The sequence below is a fragment of the Rhodococcus sp. JG-3 genome (genome assembly GCF_000482405.1).
Classification (GTDB): domain Bacteria; phylum Actinomycetota; class Actinomycetes; order Mycobacteriales; family Mycobacteriaceae; genus Rhodococcoides; species Rhodococcoides fascians.
The window spans coordinates 4776950-4794475 of sequence record NZ_KI519398.1 but is presented as its reverse complement, the minus strand read 5'-3'; the positions used below and the strand labels follow the sequence as shown (position 1 = coordinate 4794475).

At 63.9% G+C, this 17526-nt stretch carries 13 protein-coding genes; 12 read left to right on the top strand and 1 reads right to left on the bottom strand.

The window, feature by feature from the left end; translation table 11 throughout:
- Positions 1-194: 194 nt before the first annotated feature.
- The 12 genes from K414_RS0123850 to K414_RS0123795 all read left to right on the top strand — a co-directional run bounded on the left by K414_RS0123850 (position 195) and on the right by K414_RS0123795 (position 14894).
- A complete protein-coding gene (locus tag K414_RS0123850) occupies positions 195-1370 on the top strand; it encodes an ABC transporter ATP-binding protein (RefSeq protein ID WP_094718929.1) in 1176 nt (391 codons plus the stop codon).
- A gap of 5 nt (positions 1371-1375) precedes the next feature.
- Positions 1376-2170, top strand: coding sequence for an ABC transporter permease (locus K414_RS0123845; RefSeq protein ID WP_027498224.1), 795 nt, complete (start codon positions 1376-1378; stop codon positions 2168-2170).
- A 5-nt stretch (positions 2171-2175) separates the two neighbouring features.
- Positions 2176-3036 carry an ABC transporter permease gene (locus K414_RS0123840; RefSeq protein ID WP_027498223.1) on the top strand — a complete coding sequence of 287 codons (861 nt, stop codon included), beginning with the start codon at positions 2176-2178 and terminating at the stop codon, positions 3034-3036.
- Positions 3033-4388 carry an MCE family protein gene (locus K414_RS0123835; protein ID WP_008713865.1) on the top strand — a complete coding sequence of 452 codons (1356 nt, stop codon included), beginning with the start codon at positions 3033-3035 and terminating at the stop codon, positions 4386-4388. The genes K414_RS0123840 and K414_RS0123835 overlap by 4 nt, the downstream gene beginning before the upstream one ends.
- A complete protein-coding gene (locus K414_RS0123830; protein WP_027498222.1) occupies positions 4385-5452 on the top strand; it encodes an MlaD family protein in 1068 nt (355 codons plus the stop codon). The genes K414_RS0123835 and K414_RS0123830 overlap by 4 nt, the downstream gene beginning before the upstream one ends.
- On the top strand, positions 5449-6447 hold the full coding sequence (locus tag K414_RS0123825) for an MCE family protein (RefSeq protein ID WP_008713869.1): 999 nt from the start codon (positions 5449-5451) through the stop codon (positions 6445-6447). The genes K414_RS0123830 and K414_RS0123825 overlap by 4 nt, the downstream gene beginning before the upstream one ends.
- Positions 6447-7730 (top strand): MCE family protein, encoded by a 1284-nt coding sequence (locus tag K414_RS0123820; RefSeq protein ID WP_027498221.1) that lies wholly within the window; start codon positions 6447-6449, stop codon positions 7728-7730. Before K414_RS0123825 ends, K414_RS0123820 begins: the two co-directional genes overlap by 1 nt.
- A gap of 29 nt (positions 7731-7759) precedes the next feature.
- Positions 7760-9028 carry an MCE family protein gene (locus K414_RS0123815; protein ID WP_027498220.1) on the top strand — a complete coding sequence of 423 codons (1269 nt, stop codon included), beginning with the start codon at positions 7760-7762 and terminating at the stop codon, positions 9026-9028.
- Positions 9025-10272: an MCE family protein gene (locus tag K414_RS0123810; protein WP_027498219.1), complete on the top strand. Its 1248-nt coding sequence runs from the start codon at positions 9025-9027 to the stop codon at positions 10270-10272. The genes K414_RS0123815 and K414_RS0123810 overlap by 4 nt, the downstream gene beginning before the upstream one ends.
- An 84-nt stretch (positions 10273-10356) precedes the next feature.
- Complete coding sequence (locus K414_RS0123805) at positions 10357-11106, top strand: hypothetical protein (protein WP_027498218.1); 750 nt, start codon at positions 10357-10359, stop codon at positions 11104-11106.
- Between the two features lie 58 nt (positions 11107-11164).
- Entirely contained in the window at positions 11165-12094 is a 930-nt protein-coding gene (locus K414_RS0123800; protein ID WP_027498217.1) for a hypothetical protein, read from the top strand.
- A gap of 223 nt (positions 12095-12317) precedes the next feature.
- A complete protein-coding gene (locus K414_RS0123795) occupies positions 12318-14894 on the top strand; it encodes an aminotransferase class III-fold pyridoxal phosphate-dependent enzyme (RefSeq protein WP_027498216.1) in 2577 nt (858 codons plus the stop codon).
- Here the strand turns inward: K414_RS0123795 and K414_RS0123790 are convergent.
- Positions 14888-17059: an MMPL family transporter gene (locus K414_RS0123790; RefSeq protein ID WP_027498215.1), complete on the bottom strand. Its 2172-nt coding sequence runs from the start codon at positions 17057-17059 to the stop codon at positions 14888-14890. The genes K414_RS0123795 and K414_RS0123790 overlap by 7 nt on opposite strands.
- Positions 17060-17526: the final 467 nt, after the last annotated feature.

The following is a 17526-nucleotide window of genomic DNA, read 5'->3' as shown; positions in this document are numbered from 1 at the left end:
CGCAGGGACTTGTCACAGTTCTGGCGAGTCGCCGACCGTGTCGCGTGAGATGAGCCACACTGATGCAAGCTCTACAGCCTGACTCGGGGAAGTTCTTACTGGGCGGTAAGCTCCCGTGTCGGTGCGGACACGTGCATGGGATACAGTGACACAACCCACATCCGGGTCGATGTGTACGAATTGTGGAGGTCAGCGTGGGAGTCGAGGTTTCGGTCGAGGGATTGACCAAGTCTTTCGGGGTACAGAAGATCTGGCAGGACGTGACGTTGACCCTGCCGAAGGGTGAGGTCAGTGCGCTCCTCGGTCCTTCCGGTACCGGCAAGTCGGTCTTCCTGAAGTCCTTGATCGGCCTCCTGCGTCCCGAACAGGGCAAGATATTCATCGACGGAACCGACATCCTGCAGTGCTCCTCCCGTGAGCTCTACGAGATCAGGAAGCTCTTCGGGGTGCTGTTCCAGGACGGCGCACTGTTCGGCTCGATGAACCTCTACGACAATGTCGCGTTCCCGCTCCGCGAGCACACGAAGAAGTCCGAGTCCGACATCCGCAAGATCGTCATGGAGAAGTTGGAACTGACGGGTCTGCTCGGTGCCGAGGACAAGCTGCCCGGCGAGATCTCCGGCGGTATGCGTAAGCGCGCCGGTCTCGCCCGCGCTCTGGTTCTCGATCCCGAGATCATCCTGGTCGACGAGCCGGACTCCGGCCTCGATCCCGTTCGCACTACGTACATCTCGCAGACCCTGATCGACATCAACGCCGAGATCGACGCCACGATCCTGATCGTGTCGCACAACATCAACCTCGCTCGGACGGTGCCCGACAACATCGGCATGCTCTTCCGTCGCCAGCTGGTCATGTTCGGCCCCCGCGAGGTGCTCCTGACGAGCGACGAGCCGGTAGTCAAGCAGTTCCTCAACGGAACGATGATCGGTCCGATCGGCATGTCGGAGGAGAAGGACGAGGCGCAGATGGCGCAGGAGCAGGCCATGGTCGACGCCGGCCACCACGCCGGCGGCGTCGACGACGTCGAAGGCATCGTGCCGCAGATGAAGGCCACTCCCGGAACTCCGGTGCGCGAAGCCGTCGGGCGTAGGCAGGAGCGCGTCCGCCAGATCATGCACACCCTGCCGCACAATGCCCAGGTTGCGATCCAGGAAAGCCTCGACACCACCGACCCGGGTCAGCGTTACCCCGCGTATGCAGACCAGCAGCAGGGTTACGACCAGCAGGGATACGACCACCAGGGTTACGACCACCAGGGTTACGACCACCAGGGTTACGACCAGCAGGGTTACGACCAGCAGAGTTACAGCGGGCAAGGTCATGATCAGCAGGGCTACCAAGCTCCAACACAAGGTCGGGGTCAATAGCAGACATGGGGGGATCGAAGAAGTCCACGTTCGCTCCGGCGAGCGCCGCTCTGACACAAGCCGGCAATATCGTCGAACTGTTCGTCGAGGTGGTTCGCAACACCTTCCGTAGGCCGTTCCAGTTCCGCGAGTTCATCGAGCAGGCCTGGTTCATCGCCAGCGTCACGATTCTGCCGACGGCGCTCGTCGCCATTCCGTTCGGCGCGGTCGTGGCGCTGCAGACCGGATCGCTCATCAAGCAGCTCGGTGCCGAGTCGTTCACGGGTGCGGCCAGCGTGCTCGCGGTCATCCAGCAGGGCAGTCCGATCGTGACCGCACTGCTGGTGGCCGGCGCTGCCGGTTCTGCTGTGACTGCAGACCTCGGCTCGCGCACCATCCGCGAGGAGATCGACGCCATGCGAGTGCTGGGTATCGACCCGGTACATCGTCTCGTCGTTCCCCGAGTGCTCGCGATGATCCTCGTCGCACTTTTGCTCAACGGCCTGGTCTCGGTCGTCGGCATCGCCGGCGGTTACTTCTTCAACGTGATCCTTCAGGGCGGCACCCCCGGTGCATATCTGGCGTCGTTCTCGTTTTTGGCCCAGCTGCCGGATCTGTATGTCGCCGAGGCGAAAGCAGCAATCTTCGGACTCATCGCGGGCATCATCGCCTCCTACAAGGGCCTCAATCCCAACCCCGGACCCAAGGGCGTCGGCGAGGCAGTGAACCAGACGGTTGTCATCACGTTCCTGCTGCTCTTCTTCGCCAACCTCATCCTGACCCTGGTCTATCTCCAGGTCGTCCCAGCGAAGGGAGCGTAACCGCGATGACGATCGCAAGAGGTCGCGGTGACCGCACGCTGATGCGCGTCAAGCGCGTCGGCAACGCCCCGCTCAACGTGCTCGACCGCGCAGGCGAGCAAATGTCGTTCTACCTGCGGGCCATCGGGTGGATTCCCAAGACCGCAGTGCATTACAAGAAGGAGGTGCTCCGCCTGCTGGCGGAGGTCACCTTCGGCAGCGGTGCGCTCGCCGTCATCGGTGGGACCATCGGCGTGATCGTGATGATGTCCGGCTTCACCGGCATCGTCGTCGGTCTACAGGGCTATGCAGCCCTCGAACAGCTCGGTAGCTCCGTGCTCACCGGATTCCTGTCCGCGTACGTCAACACCCGTGAGATCGCGCCGATTGTCGCAGGACTGGCACTCTCGGCCACCGTCGGCTGTGGTTTCACCGCCCAGCTCGGTGCCATGCGAATCTCCGAGGAGATCGACGCGCTCGAGGTGATGGCCGTACCCAGCGTGCCGTTCCTCGTGACCACCCGCATGATCGCAGGCTTCGTGGCCGTCATCCCGCTGTACATCGTCGGGCTGTTGGCGTCGTACGTCGCATCCCGAGGGATCAGCACCATTTTCAACGGGCAGTCCACGGGGTCCTACGACCACTACTTCAACCTCTTCCTACCTCCGGAAGACGTGTTGTATTCGTTCTTGAAGGTGCTGATATTCGCCTTCGTCCTGATCATGATCCACTGCTATTACGGCTACCACGCCTCTGGCGGACCTGCCGGTGTCGGCGTCGCAGTGGGCCGTGCCGTTCGTACCGCGATCGTCACGATCGCCGTACTGGACTTCTTCTTGAGCCTCGCCATCTGGGGCACGACCACCACAGTGAGGGTTGCGGGATGATCGACTCGCCGTCGCGACTGAAGCGAGTACTCCTCGGTTTGGCGTTCTTCCTGGTGCTCATCCTGTTCCTGGGGTGGAGCATCACGTCCTACAACAAGACGTTCAAAGATGTGGTGAAAGTCAGCCTCGAAACCGACTCGGTCGGCAACGCGCTGCCGATGAACGCGGATGTCAAGGTGCGCGGAATGATCGTCGGCGAGGTGCGCTCGGCGTCCACCGTCGACGGCGTCGTGACCTCGCAGCTCGCCATCGATCCGGACAAGGCACCGCTGATTCCGTCGAACGTGACGGCACGGTTGCTTCCCAAGACACTGTTCGGTGAGCGCTACGTCTCGTTGATCGTGCCCGAGAACGATGCGGCGTCGCCGATCTCCGAGGGCACGGTCCTCAAACAGGACACCAGCGGAAACGCCATCGAGGTCGGGCAGTTGCTCGACGGCTTGCTTCCACTGCTGCAGGCGATTCCGCCACAGGATCTGGCGAACACCCTCGGGTCGTTGGCGCAGGGCCTCAGCGGGCGCGGTGAGCAACTGGGCCAGACCATCGACAACCTGACGAACATCGTGTCGGGTCTGAACACGGAGTTGCCGAACATCCAGCAGACGTTGGTCGGGCTGGCCGACTTCTCGCAGACCTACGCAGACGCGGCACCGGACTTGGTCTCGGCGCTGGACAACTTGCGGACGACGGGCAACACCGTGGTCGAGCGGCAGTCCAGCCTCGACACGCTGTACGGCTCCCTGACCTCGGCGTCGTACACCACTGCGGACTTTCTACAGACCAACTCCGAGAACCTGATCGGATTGGCCGCGAACTCTCGGGAAGCGCTCGAGCTGCTGGCCGAGTTCTCCCCGACGTTCGGCTGCACGTTCACTTATTTCGCCGAAGGTGCCAGGCGCGGAAAAGTCGTACTCGGTGAGGGCGACGAGTACCCCGGCATCAACGTCTCCGCACCGTTCGTCAACCCGAAGGGTCGTTACTTGCCGAACCAGGACGAGCCGCGCTTGTTCGACGATCGCGGAGCCACCTGTTTCGAGCCCGCGGCGCCGGGGGAGTTCTTCCCGCAGTATCCGGGAGGCTCGATCAACGACGGTTCCTACCAGGTGCCGACCCGGAACCCGGGCCCGCAGGTGATCGAAGGACAGGGACCACCGAAGTCTGCCCAGAGTTCCATCGTTCCCGCCGTCTCCGCATCCGCGCAGCCGGCGAGCTACGAGGGCTCCGACTTCGAGCGCGACACTCTGGCCGTGATCTACGGACAGGCGAGTGGTGTTGCACCGGACAGTATTCCGTCGTGGGCGGCCGCTATCGGCGCACCGGCACTGAGAGGAGTGGAGGTGACCGTGCCATGAGAGGCCTTCTCGCGCCGATCATCAAGTTGGTCGTGTTCGCCGTGATTACGATCATTGCTACGGCCACCCTTGCCTTCACCATCGCCAATTCCAGCGGCGGCGGCGGCACCAAGTTCTCGGCTGTGTTCACGGACGTCACGTCTCTCAACGAGGGCGACGAGATTCGTATCGCGGGCGTTCGTGTCGGCCAGGTCGACAAGATCGAGATCGCCAACGAGCGCGAAGCCAAGGTGGACTTCACTCTGAGCAGTCGTGATTGGCTCCCGGCCAGTTCGACGGCGACCATCCGATTCCGGAACCTGGTGGGCCAGCGCTACATCGCCATCGAGCAGGGTTCGGGAGATCAGGGTCGGAAGATCACCGACGGTGCCACCATTCCGTTGGAGCGGACCAAGCCTGCGGTGAACCTGACCACGCTCTTCGACGGCTTCCGCCCGCTGTTCACCACGCTCAGCTCCGATGACGTCAACAAGCTGTCGTACCAGATCATTCAGGTGTTCCAGGGGGAGTCGGGCACCATCAACGAACTGGTCACCAATACGGCGACCCTGACCAACACCGTCGCCGACAAGGATCAGGTCATCGGGCAGGTCATCACCAATCTGAACAACGTGTTGGAGACGGTGAACCAGAACGACGGGCAGCTCGACAGCCTGATCGTCAACACGCAGCAGCTCGTCTCGGGCCTGTCGGCCGACCGTGGTGTCGTCGGCTCCGCCGTGACGTCGCTCGCCGGCCTGACCAACGCGACCGCCGACCTGCTCGAGCCGACCAGGCCGTCGATCCAGGGTTCGGTGACTGCGTTGAACACGTTGGCCGAGACAGTCAACCGACGAAGCGACGACGTGGACACGGTCCTCGGAATTCTGCCCGTCAAACTCGAGAAGCTCATTCGCACGGCCCAGCAGGGATCCTGGTTCACCTTCTATCTGTGCGGTATCGACATCGTCGCCGGACCGGGTAGTTCGCCGAATCTGAATCTGCCGACCGGGCTGCCGACCGTCAACCAGCCGCTGTACACGAACTCCGCAGCGCGTTGCAAAGCTGGGGGGATCAAGCAATGAAATCTCGTCGTAGTCCGGCCACCATCGGTGCGCTAGGTATCGCAATCATCCTGCTCGCCACGATGTCGGTCTTCTTTCTCGACCGGCTCCCGATCATCGGTGCGGGTTCGGTGTACACCGCCGAGTTCAGCGAGGCAGCAGGGCTCAAGCCGCCCAACGAGGTCCGTATCGCGGGCGTGAAGGTCGGCAAGGTCACCGATGTGCGTCTCGACGGCGACCGGGTGCTCGTGGACTTCACGGTCAAGGACGCCTGGGTCGGCAACGAGTCGCGAGCGGCCATCGCCATCAAGACTGTGCTGGGGCAGAAATATCTGGCGCTCGACCCGAGCGGTCCGGAGACGTTGAGCCCCAAGGACCCGATTCCGCTCGAGCGCACCACGTCCCCGTACGACGTGATCGACGCGTTCTCCGCTGCGGCCTCGACCATCAGCGACATCGACACCGATCAGCTGGCGACGAGCATGCGGACCCTGTCCGAGGCGTTCTCCGAGACGCCTGCGAACATCCGTGCCTCGCTCGACGGTGTGACTCGGTTATCGCAGACCGTGGCCAGCCGTGACGAGGAACTGAAGAAGCTGTTCGAGGCCACCGGCGAGACCTCGAAGGTGCTGGCCGACCGCAACGAGCAGTTCAACCAACTGATCACCGACGCGGGCCCGCTTCTCGAAGAGCTCAACAATCGGCAGCAGGCCATCTCGCAGCTGCTCACCGGCACTCAGCGAGTGTCGCAAGAGCTGACCGGCCTGGTTCGCGACAACGAGGCCACCATCAACCCGATGTTGCAGCAGCTCAACGGCACCATCGAGATCCTGCAGCGCAACAACGACAACCTCGACCGTGCGCTGAAGCTGTACGAACCGTTCATTCGGCTGTACACGAATCTGACCGGCAACGGCCGGTGGATAGACATCACGCTGGCAAACCTCACACCGCCCGGAGTTCCGTTGATACCTGGTTACCGCCAGCCCTCGCTCGATACGTTGGCGGGGAACTGATGACAGACACGCAGACAGCACCGAGAAGCAAGAACAAGCTCGCGCTGATCGCCGTCGTCGTGACCGTGGCGCTCGTCCTCGCGGTCGCCGGCTGGTGGCTGTTCACCAGGGCCGGAACGACCAAGATCACCGCCTACTTCGACAAGTCGATCGGCATCTATTCCGGCTCGGAGGTGCGCGTGCTTGGCGTCAAGGTCGGTACGGTCGACTCCGTGACGCCGCAAGGCGAAGACGTGGAGGTCGTCCTCCGCGTCGACCGTGGGGTCGACATTCCTGTGGACGCAAAGGCCGTGCAGGTCACCCCGTCGCTCGTCGCCGACCGCTACGTCCAGGTTTCACCCGCCTACACCGGCGGCGACACCATGGCCGACGGCGCGACGATCGGTCGCGATCGCACCGCAACACCCGTCGAGGTCGACGAGCTGTACAAGTCCATCGACGACCTGTCCACCGCCCTCGGTCCGGACGGCGCGAACAAGGACGGCGCTCTCACAGATCTGGTCAACACCGGTGCAGCCAACCTCGACGGCAACGGTGAAGCGTTGGGCAACAGCATCACCCAGCTCTCGGCCGCCGGTCGAACGTTGAGTGACTCGCGCACCGACGTGTTCGACACGATCAAGAACCTGCAGACGTTCGTCAGCGCCTTGGCCGTCAACGATCAGCAGGTACGCAACTTCAACACCCAGTTGGCCGACCTGACCGGTTTCCTGTCGGGGCAGCGAGAGGACCTCGGAGCTGCACTCCAACAGCTGTCGGTCTCGCTCGGCGACGTGGCGACGTTCGTCGCGGACAACCGGACCCAACTGACCGATGCCGCGAACGGTCTCACGGTTCCGACGCAGACACTCGCCGACAACCGCGAGCAGCTGGTGCAAACGCTCACGTTGCTGCCGCTGGCCATCAGCAACCTGGTAAACGCCTACGACGCCGAGTCGGGAACGCTCGCCACGCGCGCCAATCTCCAGAACGAGACCCAGGATCCGCTCGGCACCCTGTGTCAGCTCATCGATCTCGGAAAGCTGGTTCCCGGTGATCCGCGCTTCGAAGCACTCGGTGCGCAGATTCAGCCGATCATCGATCAGTGCTCCAACATCACCACGATGATCCAGGCCCCGATCAAAGACCAGAACCGGATCGTGCTGCCGTTCGGCGTTCTCACCAACGACATCGAGCAGAACGTGTCCGTGCCGGGCACCGTGCCTGGCGTCGTCTCGCCCAGGCTCGGAAACAGCTCGATGCCCGGACTGGAGCAGTCGTACATCGGAGGTGGGGGACAGTGAGAGCCTCTGTGAATCGGAATCGAGCTCGAGTGAAGCGTTCTTTGGTGGTCGGAGCCGGTGCGTGCGTGGTGGCGCTGTCGGCCGGAGCATGCTCGTCGGCCGGCATCTACGCGATACCGCTGCCCGGCGGTGCCGACGTCGGTGAGAACCCGTTGAACCTGACGGTGCAGTTCGACGACGTACTGGACCTCGTCCCGCAGTCGACCGTGAAGGTCGACGGCGTCTCGGTCGGCCGCGTCGACTCGATAACGGTCCCGAACGACGGCTGGACCGCCGACGTCAACGTCATCTTGAATTCCGACGTCGACCTTCCGGCCAACGCGATCGCATCGGTGCAACAGACCAACCTGTTGGGCGAGAAGTTCGTGCAGCTCTCGGCACCTCCTGGCGACGAGGAAGCAGCGCGTCTGCAGGACGGGGCCACGATCCCGCTCGATCGCACCCGCCATGCCACCGATATCGAACAGGTACTCGGTGCGCTCTCGCTGCTGCTCAACGGCGGCGGTGTCGGGCAGCTCTCGCCGATCGTCAAGGAACTGAGCACGGCGTTCGACGGTCGCGAAGGCAGAACCAAAGAGCTTCTGCAGCAAGCGAACACCCTCATCGACGGCCTCAACCAGCAGCGTGACGACATCACCCGCGCCATCGACGGGCTGGACACTCTCAGCGGCCGCGTCAACACGCAGACCGACAAGATCGACGCAGTGCTGAAGGATTTGCCGATCGCCACCGAGGTTCTCGAGCAGCAGCGCCCGCAGCTGACCGAGATGCTCGGAGCGCTCGACCGTCTCGGAGCCGTCGGCACCGACGTGATCGACCGTTCCAAGGACGATCTCATCGCGGACCTGCGGGCACTACGCCCCACGCTCCAGGCCCTGGCCGATTCGGCGGACGACGTGGTGAGCTCGCTCGCGGTGATCCCCACCCTGCCGTTCGCGGACGGCACCGAGAAAATCATCGAGGGCAACTCGGCGAACCTGTTCCTTTCGCTCGACCTGTCGATCGGAACTGCGTTGCGCAACTTCGGCGTCGGGGAGGGCGATCCGGTCTACATCCAGCCCAAGTACGGCAACACGCTGCCCGTCGTCGACCCGTCGAATCCGTACTACAACGGCAACGGACCGCGCCCGGGTTGGCCGACGATCTCGCTGCTGCCGTTGCCGCCGATCATCCCGTCACCGGTTCCCGGTCCGGGTGCACCTGCGAACGAGCAGGCAGCGGCGGCCGCCGCGCCCGCACCGGCCGATCCGTTCGCACCGTTGAACGATCTGCTCGAGCGATTCGGAGTTGGACAGTGAGATCGAGACTGGTTCGCATTCAATTGGTCCTCTTCGTCGTGGTCGCCGTACTGGGGTCGGTCTATGTCGGTGCCAAGTACGTGCGACTTGACAACATGCTCGGCTTCGGGCAGTACCAGGTCGATCTGAACCTCGCCGATTCCGGTGGCATCTTCTCCAACGCCGAGGTCACCTACCGAGGTGTCCCGGTGGGAACCGTCGGAGATCTGGAACTGACGGAAGACGGGATCCGAGTCGCGCTCATGCTCGACGACGGCGGCCCGGACATCCCTGCCGACACCAAGGCCGTCGTGGCCAACAGGTCGGCCATCGGTGAGCAGTACGTCGACCTGCAACCCGAGACCGACCAGGGCCCGTTCCTGGTCGACGGTTCGCAGATCGCGGAGGCCGACACCACCACACCCGTGCCGGTGGAACAGGTTCTCGCCAACACGAACACGCTGGTTCGGTCGGTACCGCTGGATACGTTGACGCGAGTCGTCAACGAGCTCGGTGTGGCGTTCGACGGAAAGGGCACGGATCTTGCGTCTCTCGTCGATTCGCTCGGGAACATCTCGGAGGCAGGCAACGAGGCGCTGCCGCAGACGCTCGCGCTGGTGCGCGACGCGGTGCCGGTGCTGAACACGCAGTCCGAGCAGTCGGATCTGATTCGGCAGTTCAGCACCAGCTTGGATGAGGTGACGGCTCAGTTGAAGTCCAGCGATCCGGACATCCGTCGCCTGATCGACACCGGCACAGCGGCGGGCGATCAGCTCGGTGGTCTCATCACCGATGCCGGTCCGGCTCTGACGACCGATATCAACAACCTGGCACTTGTTGCTGCGCAGGCCGAACCCCGGTACTTCGCGCTTCGTCCGTTCCTGACGTTCCTGCCTGCCCTCGGTGCCGGCATCTCCACCATCGTCCCGGACGACGGCACGATCCATCAGGGCCTGTTGCTCGAGACCAACAACCCGCCCCCGTGCACGGTGGGCTACGAGGGCAGCCAGGCGATCCTCGACGAGGAGAAGCGCAAGAACCCGAACTTCGATCCGACTCGGGAGAATTACCCGCTGAACCTCGACGCGAACTGCGCCACACCTCAGGGCAGCGTGACGGGCGTTCGTAGTGCGAACCGCATCGTGTTCGCCGATCCGGATGTGCCGCAGCCGTGGGACCTCAAGCCCAAGGTCGATCCCGAGAAGTTGAACCTCAACCCGATCGCCACCCAGTTGGCACCGCTGATCGGCGTCACGCCGAAGTAGTGAAATCGGAGAAACTGCTGCTCAGCACTATCGTCGGGCCGAGAGCGGTTCGGCCAGATATTACCGAGTAGTAGGGTGGAAAGTGTGAACTCGAGCACCGAAGCCCCGGAGTCCCCAGCGACTCCGGGGCAGAACAAGACAGCGAAGATTCTGCTTGCGGTCGTGACCGTGATCGCCGTGGTTGCGCTCGCAGCGGCAGTGTTCTTCGGTTACGGCTGGGGCAAGGCGTTGTTCAGCCAGAAGCCCATGGCGGACACCCGCGACGCGGCTCTCACCGGCGCTCAGCAAGCGGCCGTCAACCTCAACACGGTCGACGCGGCCACCATCGATCAGTCGTTCGACAACATGAAGTCGTCCATCACCGGCGACCTGATGCTCAACGACCTCGAGCAGACGCGGTCGGGCATTACCGACCAGGTTCGTCAGTCCGGTGCCAAGAGTGAGGCAGAGGTTCTGCACGCAGCGATCACCGAGCTCAGTACCGACGAGAACACCGCCGAGGCGCTCGTTGTCATCGCGACGACGACCACCTGGCCCGATCGCGTCGAGCGGAGCAAGCTGACGATGCGATTGGCCATGGAAGAGATCGACGGGGTGTGGAAGACCAACAAGGTCGACCCGATCGGTTCACGGATCTCGCTGGACAACCCGAACACCAACCCCGTCATCCCGACGGAGCCTGGTGCTACCGACCCGAATGCGGCAGACCCCAATGCTGCAGATCCGAATGCGGCAGACCCCAATGCTGCAGATCCGAATGCGGCAGACCCGAATGCGGGCACCCCCAGCGCGGAAGCAACGCCGGCTCCACAGCCGGATTCCGGCGGTAACTGACGTTGCCCGGCAGTGTCGTTTCCGTCTGTAGTGCAGTGAGTTTCGAAGGAGTTCTGTAGTGCCTCCCCAGCGTCGCAAGATCGTTCCACCCACGACCACCAGCAAAGTCCGTCGCAAGGTCGCCGGAGCCGGGAAGTCGGCAGCGCCCGACGCGGATTCGAGCGCCGTGAAGGGTTCGGATGCAACCGACAGCGCTGCGCCCACCACTCCTGCGCCCACCACACCCGCGCCCACCACACCGGCATCGAGCACGCCTGTCGCCGACGAGTCCTCCGCTGCGAAACCCTCGCTCGAGAAGTCCGGTACCGGCAAGGCAGGCAGCGGTAAGACCGCTGTCGACGAGGCCGCAACCGACAAGCCCGCCGTCGACGACACCGCAACCGACACGCCGGCCGCAGGCGAGACCGCAACCGGCAAGGCCGACTCGGAGCCTGCTCTCATCGAGTCCGGAGCGTCCGACGCGAATTCTGCGGATACCACGCAAAGCAGGTCGATGTCGGGAATCGGCTACAAGCACGTGTTTGTCGTCGCGGCCGTTGCCGTGGTGCTCGGTGCCTTCGCTGCTGTGGCGTCGTTCAAGCCATTCGCAACGATTGACAATGCAGCCTGGGTGGATTCTGCAGCCACTCAGGAAGTCACCTCTGCCGCGACCGATGCGCTTCAGACTCTCTACACGTACAAGGCCGAGACGATCGATGCCGATTTCGATGCCGCCCGTGCGGTCCTCAATCAGTCGATGCTCGACGAGTTCAACTCCACCGCCGACACCACCAAATCTGCTGTGGTGCAGACGATGACAGGAACCGAGGCCATGGTGACCGACATCGGCGTCTCGCGGTTGGAGGACGGCAGTGCCGAGCTGATCGCCAATGTGAACATCAGCGCCACACAGAACGGCGTTGCTTCGGGTAGTGCCGAGGGCCCGTTGACGGTCAACATGGAAAAGGTCGACGGCACCTGGAAGCTGTCGGCAATCGACGACCAGTAGTACCGGGATTCGCTGGCCCCGCTTTTCGGATCGGCCCCGTTCGACGCAGTAACGCTGCGCGGATGGGGCTTTTTCGTGCGTTCGTCGCTCATCTGTCGCCGGTGCACGACGGGATTAATATCGCGATTGCGTCCTGGCTTGTGACGAGCCCTGGTTGTTCGGGACAACCATTTCGACGCTCGACAGCCAGGGATGGATCCGATGAATACGGAGCATGCTGGTCATGACTGACACAACTATCGAATTGTCCGTGCTGGAATCGAGGTCCGGTCGGTCGGGCTTCGCCGAGAACGTCAATCCCGAACTGTACCGATTGTTGTCGGCCCTGAATTTGGATCGCGAGTACGTGCGCGGCGACGGAACAGTCCTGTTCGACGCCTCCGGCCGGCGCTATCTGGACTTCGCGGGGGCGTACGGCGCACTGCCGTTCGGGCACGGACCTACGCCGATCTGGCAGGCGATCAATGATGTTCGGTGCAGTGGGGAGCCAATTTTCGTGCAGCCCTCGGTATTGACGGCGGCAGGGGAACTGGCGGATCGGTTGGGGCGCATCGCACCTCACGGGTTGACGCGAACGACGTTCGTCAACAGCGGTACCGAGGCTACGGAGGTGGCGCTCAAGATCGCGCGGTCGCATACCGGACGGTTGGGCGTGTTGACCACCGGGAACAGTTTCCATGGCAAGACGCTCGGAGCACTGTCTGCGACCGGAAGCGTCAAGTATCAGGCCGGGTTCGGCGCACCGGTCGAGGGTTTCGATCACATCGAGTTCGGTGATTCGGGCGCGCTCGACGCGGCCCTGTCGGCAGCGCCGGGCCATTACGCGGTGTTCCTGGTGGAGCCGATTCAGGGTGAAGGCGGAGTGGTGTGTCCGCCCGACGGTTATCTGCGGCGAGTGCGGGAGATCTGTGATCGGCACGGAGTGCTGATGGCGCTCGACGAGGTGCAGACGGGACTCGGCCGGACCGGCCGGATGTTCGCGTCGGAACACGAGGGGGTGGTGCCCGACATTCTGACCGTCGCGAAAGCGCTCGGTGGCGGGATCGTGCCGGTGGGTGCGGTGTTGTGTGCACCGAAGTTGGTAGACGAGAGCTTTGCGCTGCGCCACACGTCGACGTTTGCGGGCAACGCGTTGGCGGCTCGGGTGGGCATCGCGGTGATCGACGAGTTGACCCGGGACGACGGCGCAGTGGTGACGAACGCTGCCGTGCTCGGCCGGCAATTGTCGAAGGATCTGAATGCGTTGGCCGAGAAGTATCCGTCCGTGGTCACCGGTGTTCGTGGTCGCGGGCTCCTGCTCGGCATCGAGCTCACCGCCGACGTGAACTTCGTGGGACGTCAGTCGCTACTGGGTTCGATTGCGCAGCAACACAACCTGACGGCGGTCATCTGTTCGTACCTGCTCGACGTCGAGGGAATCCGGGTGGCTCCGACTCTGTTCGGTAACAGGGTGATTCGGATCGAACCGCCGTTGACTGTGTCGGCGGTGCAGTGCTCGCGGCTGATTGCAGCACTCGACCGTGCGCTGGGTTACGCGGCGATGGGGGACATGGACGGATTGTTCGGGCACCTTCTGGGCCGTCCGACCGTCGGTACCCCACCGTCGCTCGCTGCGCTCCGCCCGGGCCGCATCCCCGATATCGCCGTTCGTCGCACCGATCGGCGGTTCGCGTTCATCGCGCACCCCTTGAATCTGGAGTTCTTCGCCGCCTTCGACCCGGCGCTCGACGTCTTCCATCATGGCGAGCGACAGGATCTGCTCGAGAGGTTCGCTGCGTCGACATCCGAGCTCGACCCTGCGTCGTTCGTCATCGGCAGTGGCCGGGTCGTCGGGGGAGGGGACGCCAAGGCACACGGCGACCTGATCGGGTTGCCCTACACCTCGGAACAATTGCTGCACTTGCCGACCGAGCAGGCGCTGCGCGTGGTGGGCGGCGCCGTCGAACTCGCGATCTCGCGCGGTGCGACGGTCGTCGGGTTGGGCGGCTATTCGTCGGTCATCACCGGTAATGGATTGGGCCTCGGCGCGAGGTCGCGTCCGATCACCACCGGCAACACGTTCACCGCCGCAGCGAGTCTGCGGGCTGTTCGACGCGTGTGCCGGGAACGCGGAATCGACGTAGCGCAGGCCCGAGTGACGATTCTCGGTGCTGCCGGGGCCATCGGTCGGACCATCGGCAAGCAGTTGGCCGGCGAGGTCGGCAGTATCGCCCTGGTCGGTCGGCGGGGTGAGAGCACGGTCGTCGCGCCGAAGTTGTGGGCGGCCGCGCAGGAGATGGTGGCGAGTGCGACGGGCGGGTCCGGCACGGGGAATCTTGCCGTTGCTGCACACGAGATGAACGGCGACATGGATGATCTGATCAAGTCGCGGCACCTCGAGTTCTTCACCGATCCCGTTGCTGCGGTGCAGGATTCGTTGATCGTTATCGCAGCCACATCGGCGCCGCATGCGTTGATCGATCCGACGGACCTGATGGAGGGTGCCATCGTCTGCGATGTTGCGCAGCCGCCGAACATCGGCCGAGACGTGCGCGGTGAGCGGCCGGACGTGACGGTGTTCGACGGCGGCATCGTCAGGGTGCCGTCGGGTTCGGATTTCGGGTTGACCTACGGGTTGGCTCCGGGTCTGACGTATGCCTGCATGGCGGAGACGATGTTGATCGCCCTGTCGGGTGAGTTCGACCTCCGCAGCATCGGCACCACTCTCGACGGTGACAGCGTCGAACGATTGGGTGAGCTGGCCGACGTCCATGGGTTCGCGCTCGCCGAGGCCACTCGGTGGCGCGAAGGTAGTCAGTAGTCGGCGGGGGCCGGGGTTCCCGGGAGTTCGGGAACCCCGGCCCCGTCCCGCCCAGTCCCAGTCGGTCGTGTCGGGGTGGGATGCAACCACCAGTTCGCGTTTCCCATCAGCGCGACGAGGGCGGGCACGAGCATCATCCGCACGATGGTGGCGTCGATGACGAGACCGACGATGATGCCGATACCCACCAGTCGCATCATCGACAGTTCGGACAACGAGAAGAACGCGGTGACGGTGATGAGCAGCAGCGCTGCGGCCGTCACGATGCGTCCGGTGTGAGCGGCCCCGAGGCGGACTGCCTCTCTGGTGCCGGCTCCGTTGTCGTGGGCCTCCACGATGCGTGAAAGCAGAAAGATCTCGTAGTCGGTGGACAGGCCGAACACCACCGCCATGACGAGGATGCTCATCGTGGACTGTAGAGGGCCGGCAGTGACGCCGATCGGCCCGGCACCGTAGCCGTCGTGAAAGATCCAGGTGAGCACACCGAAAGTGGCCGCCAGGCTGACCATCGCCATGGCAATTGCCTTGAGGCTGAGCACGATCGAACGAAAGGCCAGTGTCGTCATCGTGAATGTGGCCAGCACCATGATGGCCAGCATCCAGGGAATGGTGGAGTAGATCGCGTCGATGCCGTCCTCGCTCTGCGCGGTGCTGCCGCCTACGCCGAGCGTCGTCCCGGCAGGAGCGGGGATCGATCGAATCGCATCCAGTGTCGCGAGTGCAGCGGGGGTGCGATCGGCCGAGTTCATGATGGCATCGACCACGGTCAGATTGTCGGTGCTGCCACTGGGAAACGCGGCCGTGACTCCGTCCACGCGGCCGACTGCAGCGGTGACTTCGGAGACCGCGGCAGGGCTCGGCGGTTGGTCGGTGACCGATTCGACGACGACGGTGACGCTGCTGTTGGCGAGGGTGAATTCGGTGATCAGCTTCTGCGTGGCGATCCGGGCGGGTGAGTCCGCCGGCAGACCCGTGTGGTCGAGGTCGCCCAGAGCTACTCCGGAGATGGGTGCGCAGAGGACGGCCAGCACGCCGATGATGGCAACGGCCACGAGGACGGGCCTGCGCATCACGCGGTCTGCGACTGTGCCCCAGAACCTCTGCGCCCGTGCCTCGCCGCGGTCGATCGCACCAGTGCGCCAGCTCAGCGAATCGATGCGGGGGCCGAGGAGGGCGAGTGCGGCGGGCAACGCGGTCAGCGAGATCACGGCGGCGACGGCCACCGCTGCCATGCCGCCGATGCCCAGTGAGCGAATCATTGCCTGCGGGAAGATGAGCATGCCGATGAATGCACAGATCAGCAGCAGTGCCGAGAACGCCACGGTTCGGCCGGCGGTGGACATCGTGCAGCGTACCGCATCCACCGTTCCGTGCCCGTTGCGCAGCTCCTCGCGAAACCGCGTGATCACGAACAGGCTGTAGTCGACGGCCATTCCGAGTCCGACGAGGGATGCAATGTTGGTCGCGAACACCGACACCTCGGAGACGCTGTTCACCGCTCGCAGCACGGCCAGGGAGGCCAGCACGCTCAGTCCGCCGATCACCAGCGGAGTTCCTGCGGCGACGAGTCCGCCGAACACGATCAGGAGCAGGACCAGCAGAATCGGGAAGGTGATGATCTCGGCTCGCACCAGATCTGCCCGCGCTTGCTCGTTGTACGCGTCGAAGACGGCCGAGAATCCACCGAGCTGCACGTCCGCGCCATCGATCGTCAACTTCTCACGCAGGTCCTGGTAGGACTTGACGCGCCGATCCTCGTCGCCGGTCAGAGTCAGCACCGCGAGGGCAGAGTTGCCGTCCGACGATCGAAGTCCGGGAGCAAAGGCGTCGGGCACCGTCCAGTAGGTGACGGGGTCGCGGGCCAGTACACCCGCGTCGATTCCGGCCAGGCTTGCCGCCACCGCGTCCCTGATCCCGTCGACCGTCCGCCCGTCCGTCGGGGTGTAGATCACCGCGATGTCCGGAACGTCGCGACCGAACCGGGATTCGACGAGTGCGTCGATTTTCGCCGACTCGCTCCCGGGATCGCTGTAGCCACCGATGCTGAGTTCGTCGACGACGCCCAGGCCCCAGGTTCCGGCGAGCAGGACGGTTGCCACCACGGCAGCGAGGACCCAGCGCGCACGGGCGATGACGAACTCGACGACGGGCGAACCCCTGCTCACGCGGGGCTGCCGAGGGCTCGACACCTGCATGCAGCGCCGATTTTTACCACCGTGACCATGTTGTCCCCCCGCGAGACGTGATGTGAGTGCTCCGTGAATCTGTCTGTGGCACAGAGGAAGATCTGTCACACAGCACGTCCGATGACAGAACGACGCCGCCCCCGGTTGCGACAGAAGAAATACAATCAGAAGCAGCGGCCGATTGCCATAGCGGCAGCGGATTCCCGCGGACCTCTTGACGAAGGAAGGCGCAGGGGTCACTCTTGTCGTGAAGGAGCACCCCCGTGGTGACCGACCGTTGCCGGTCGTCAGCCACAGTCTTCTGTCACCGTTGCTGTTCGTTCGGGCCTCGGCGAGGAAGGCCGACACGCTGCTGCCGACTCGGCGCGCGAACGGACCTCGGGTGCTACTTTTGATGCCCCCGTTGCGCTGTGCGCACATTTGGGGTACCTTTGGACGTTGCGCTG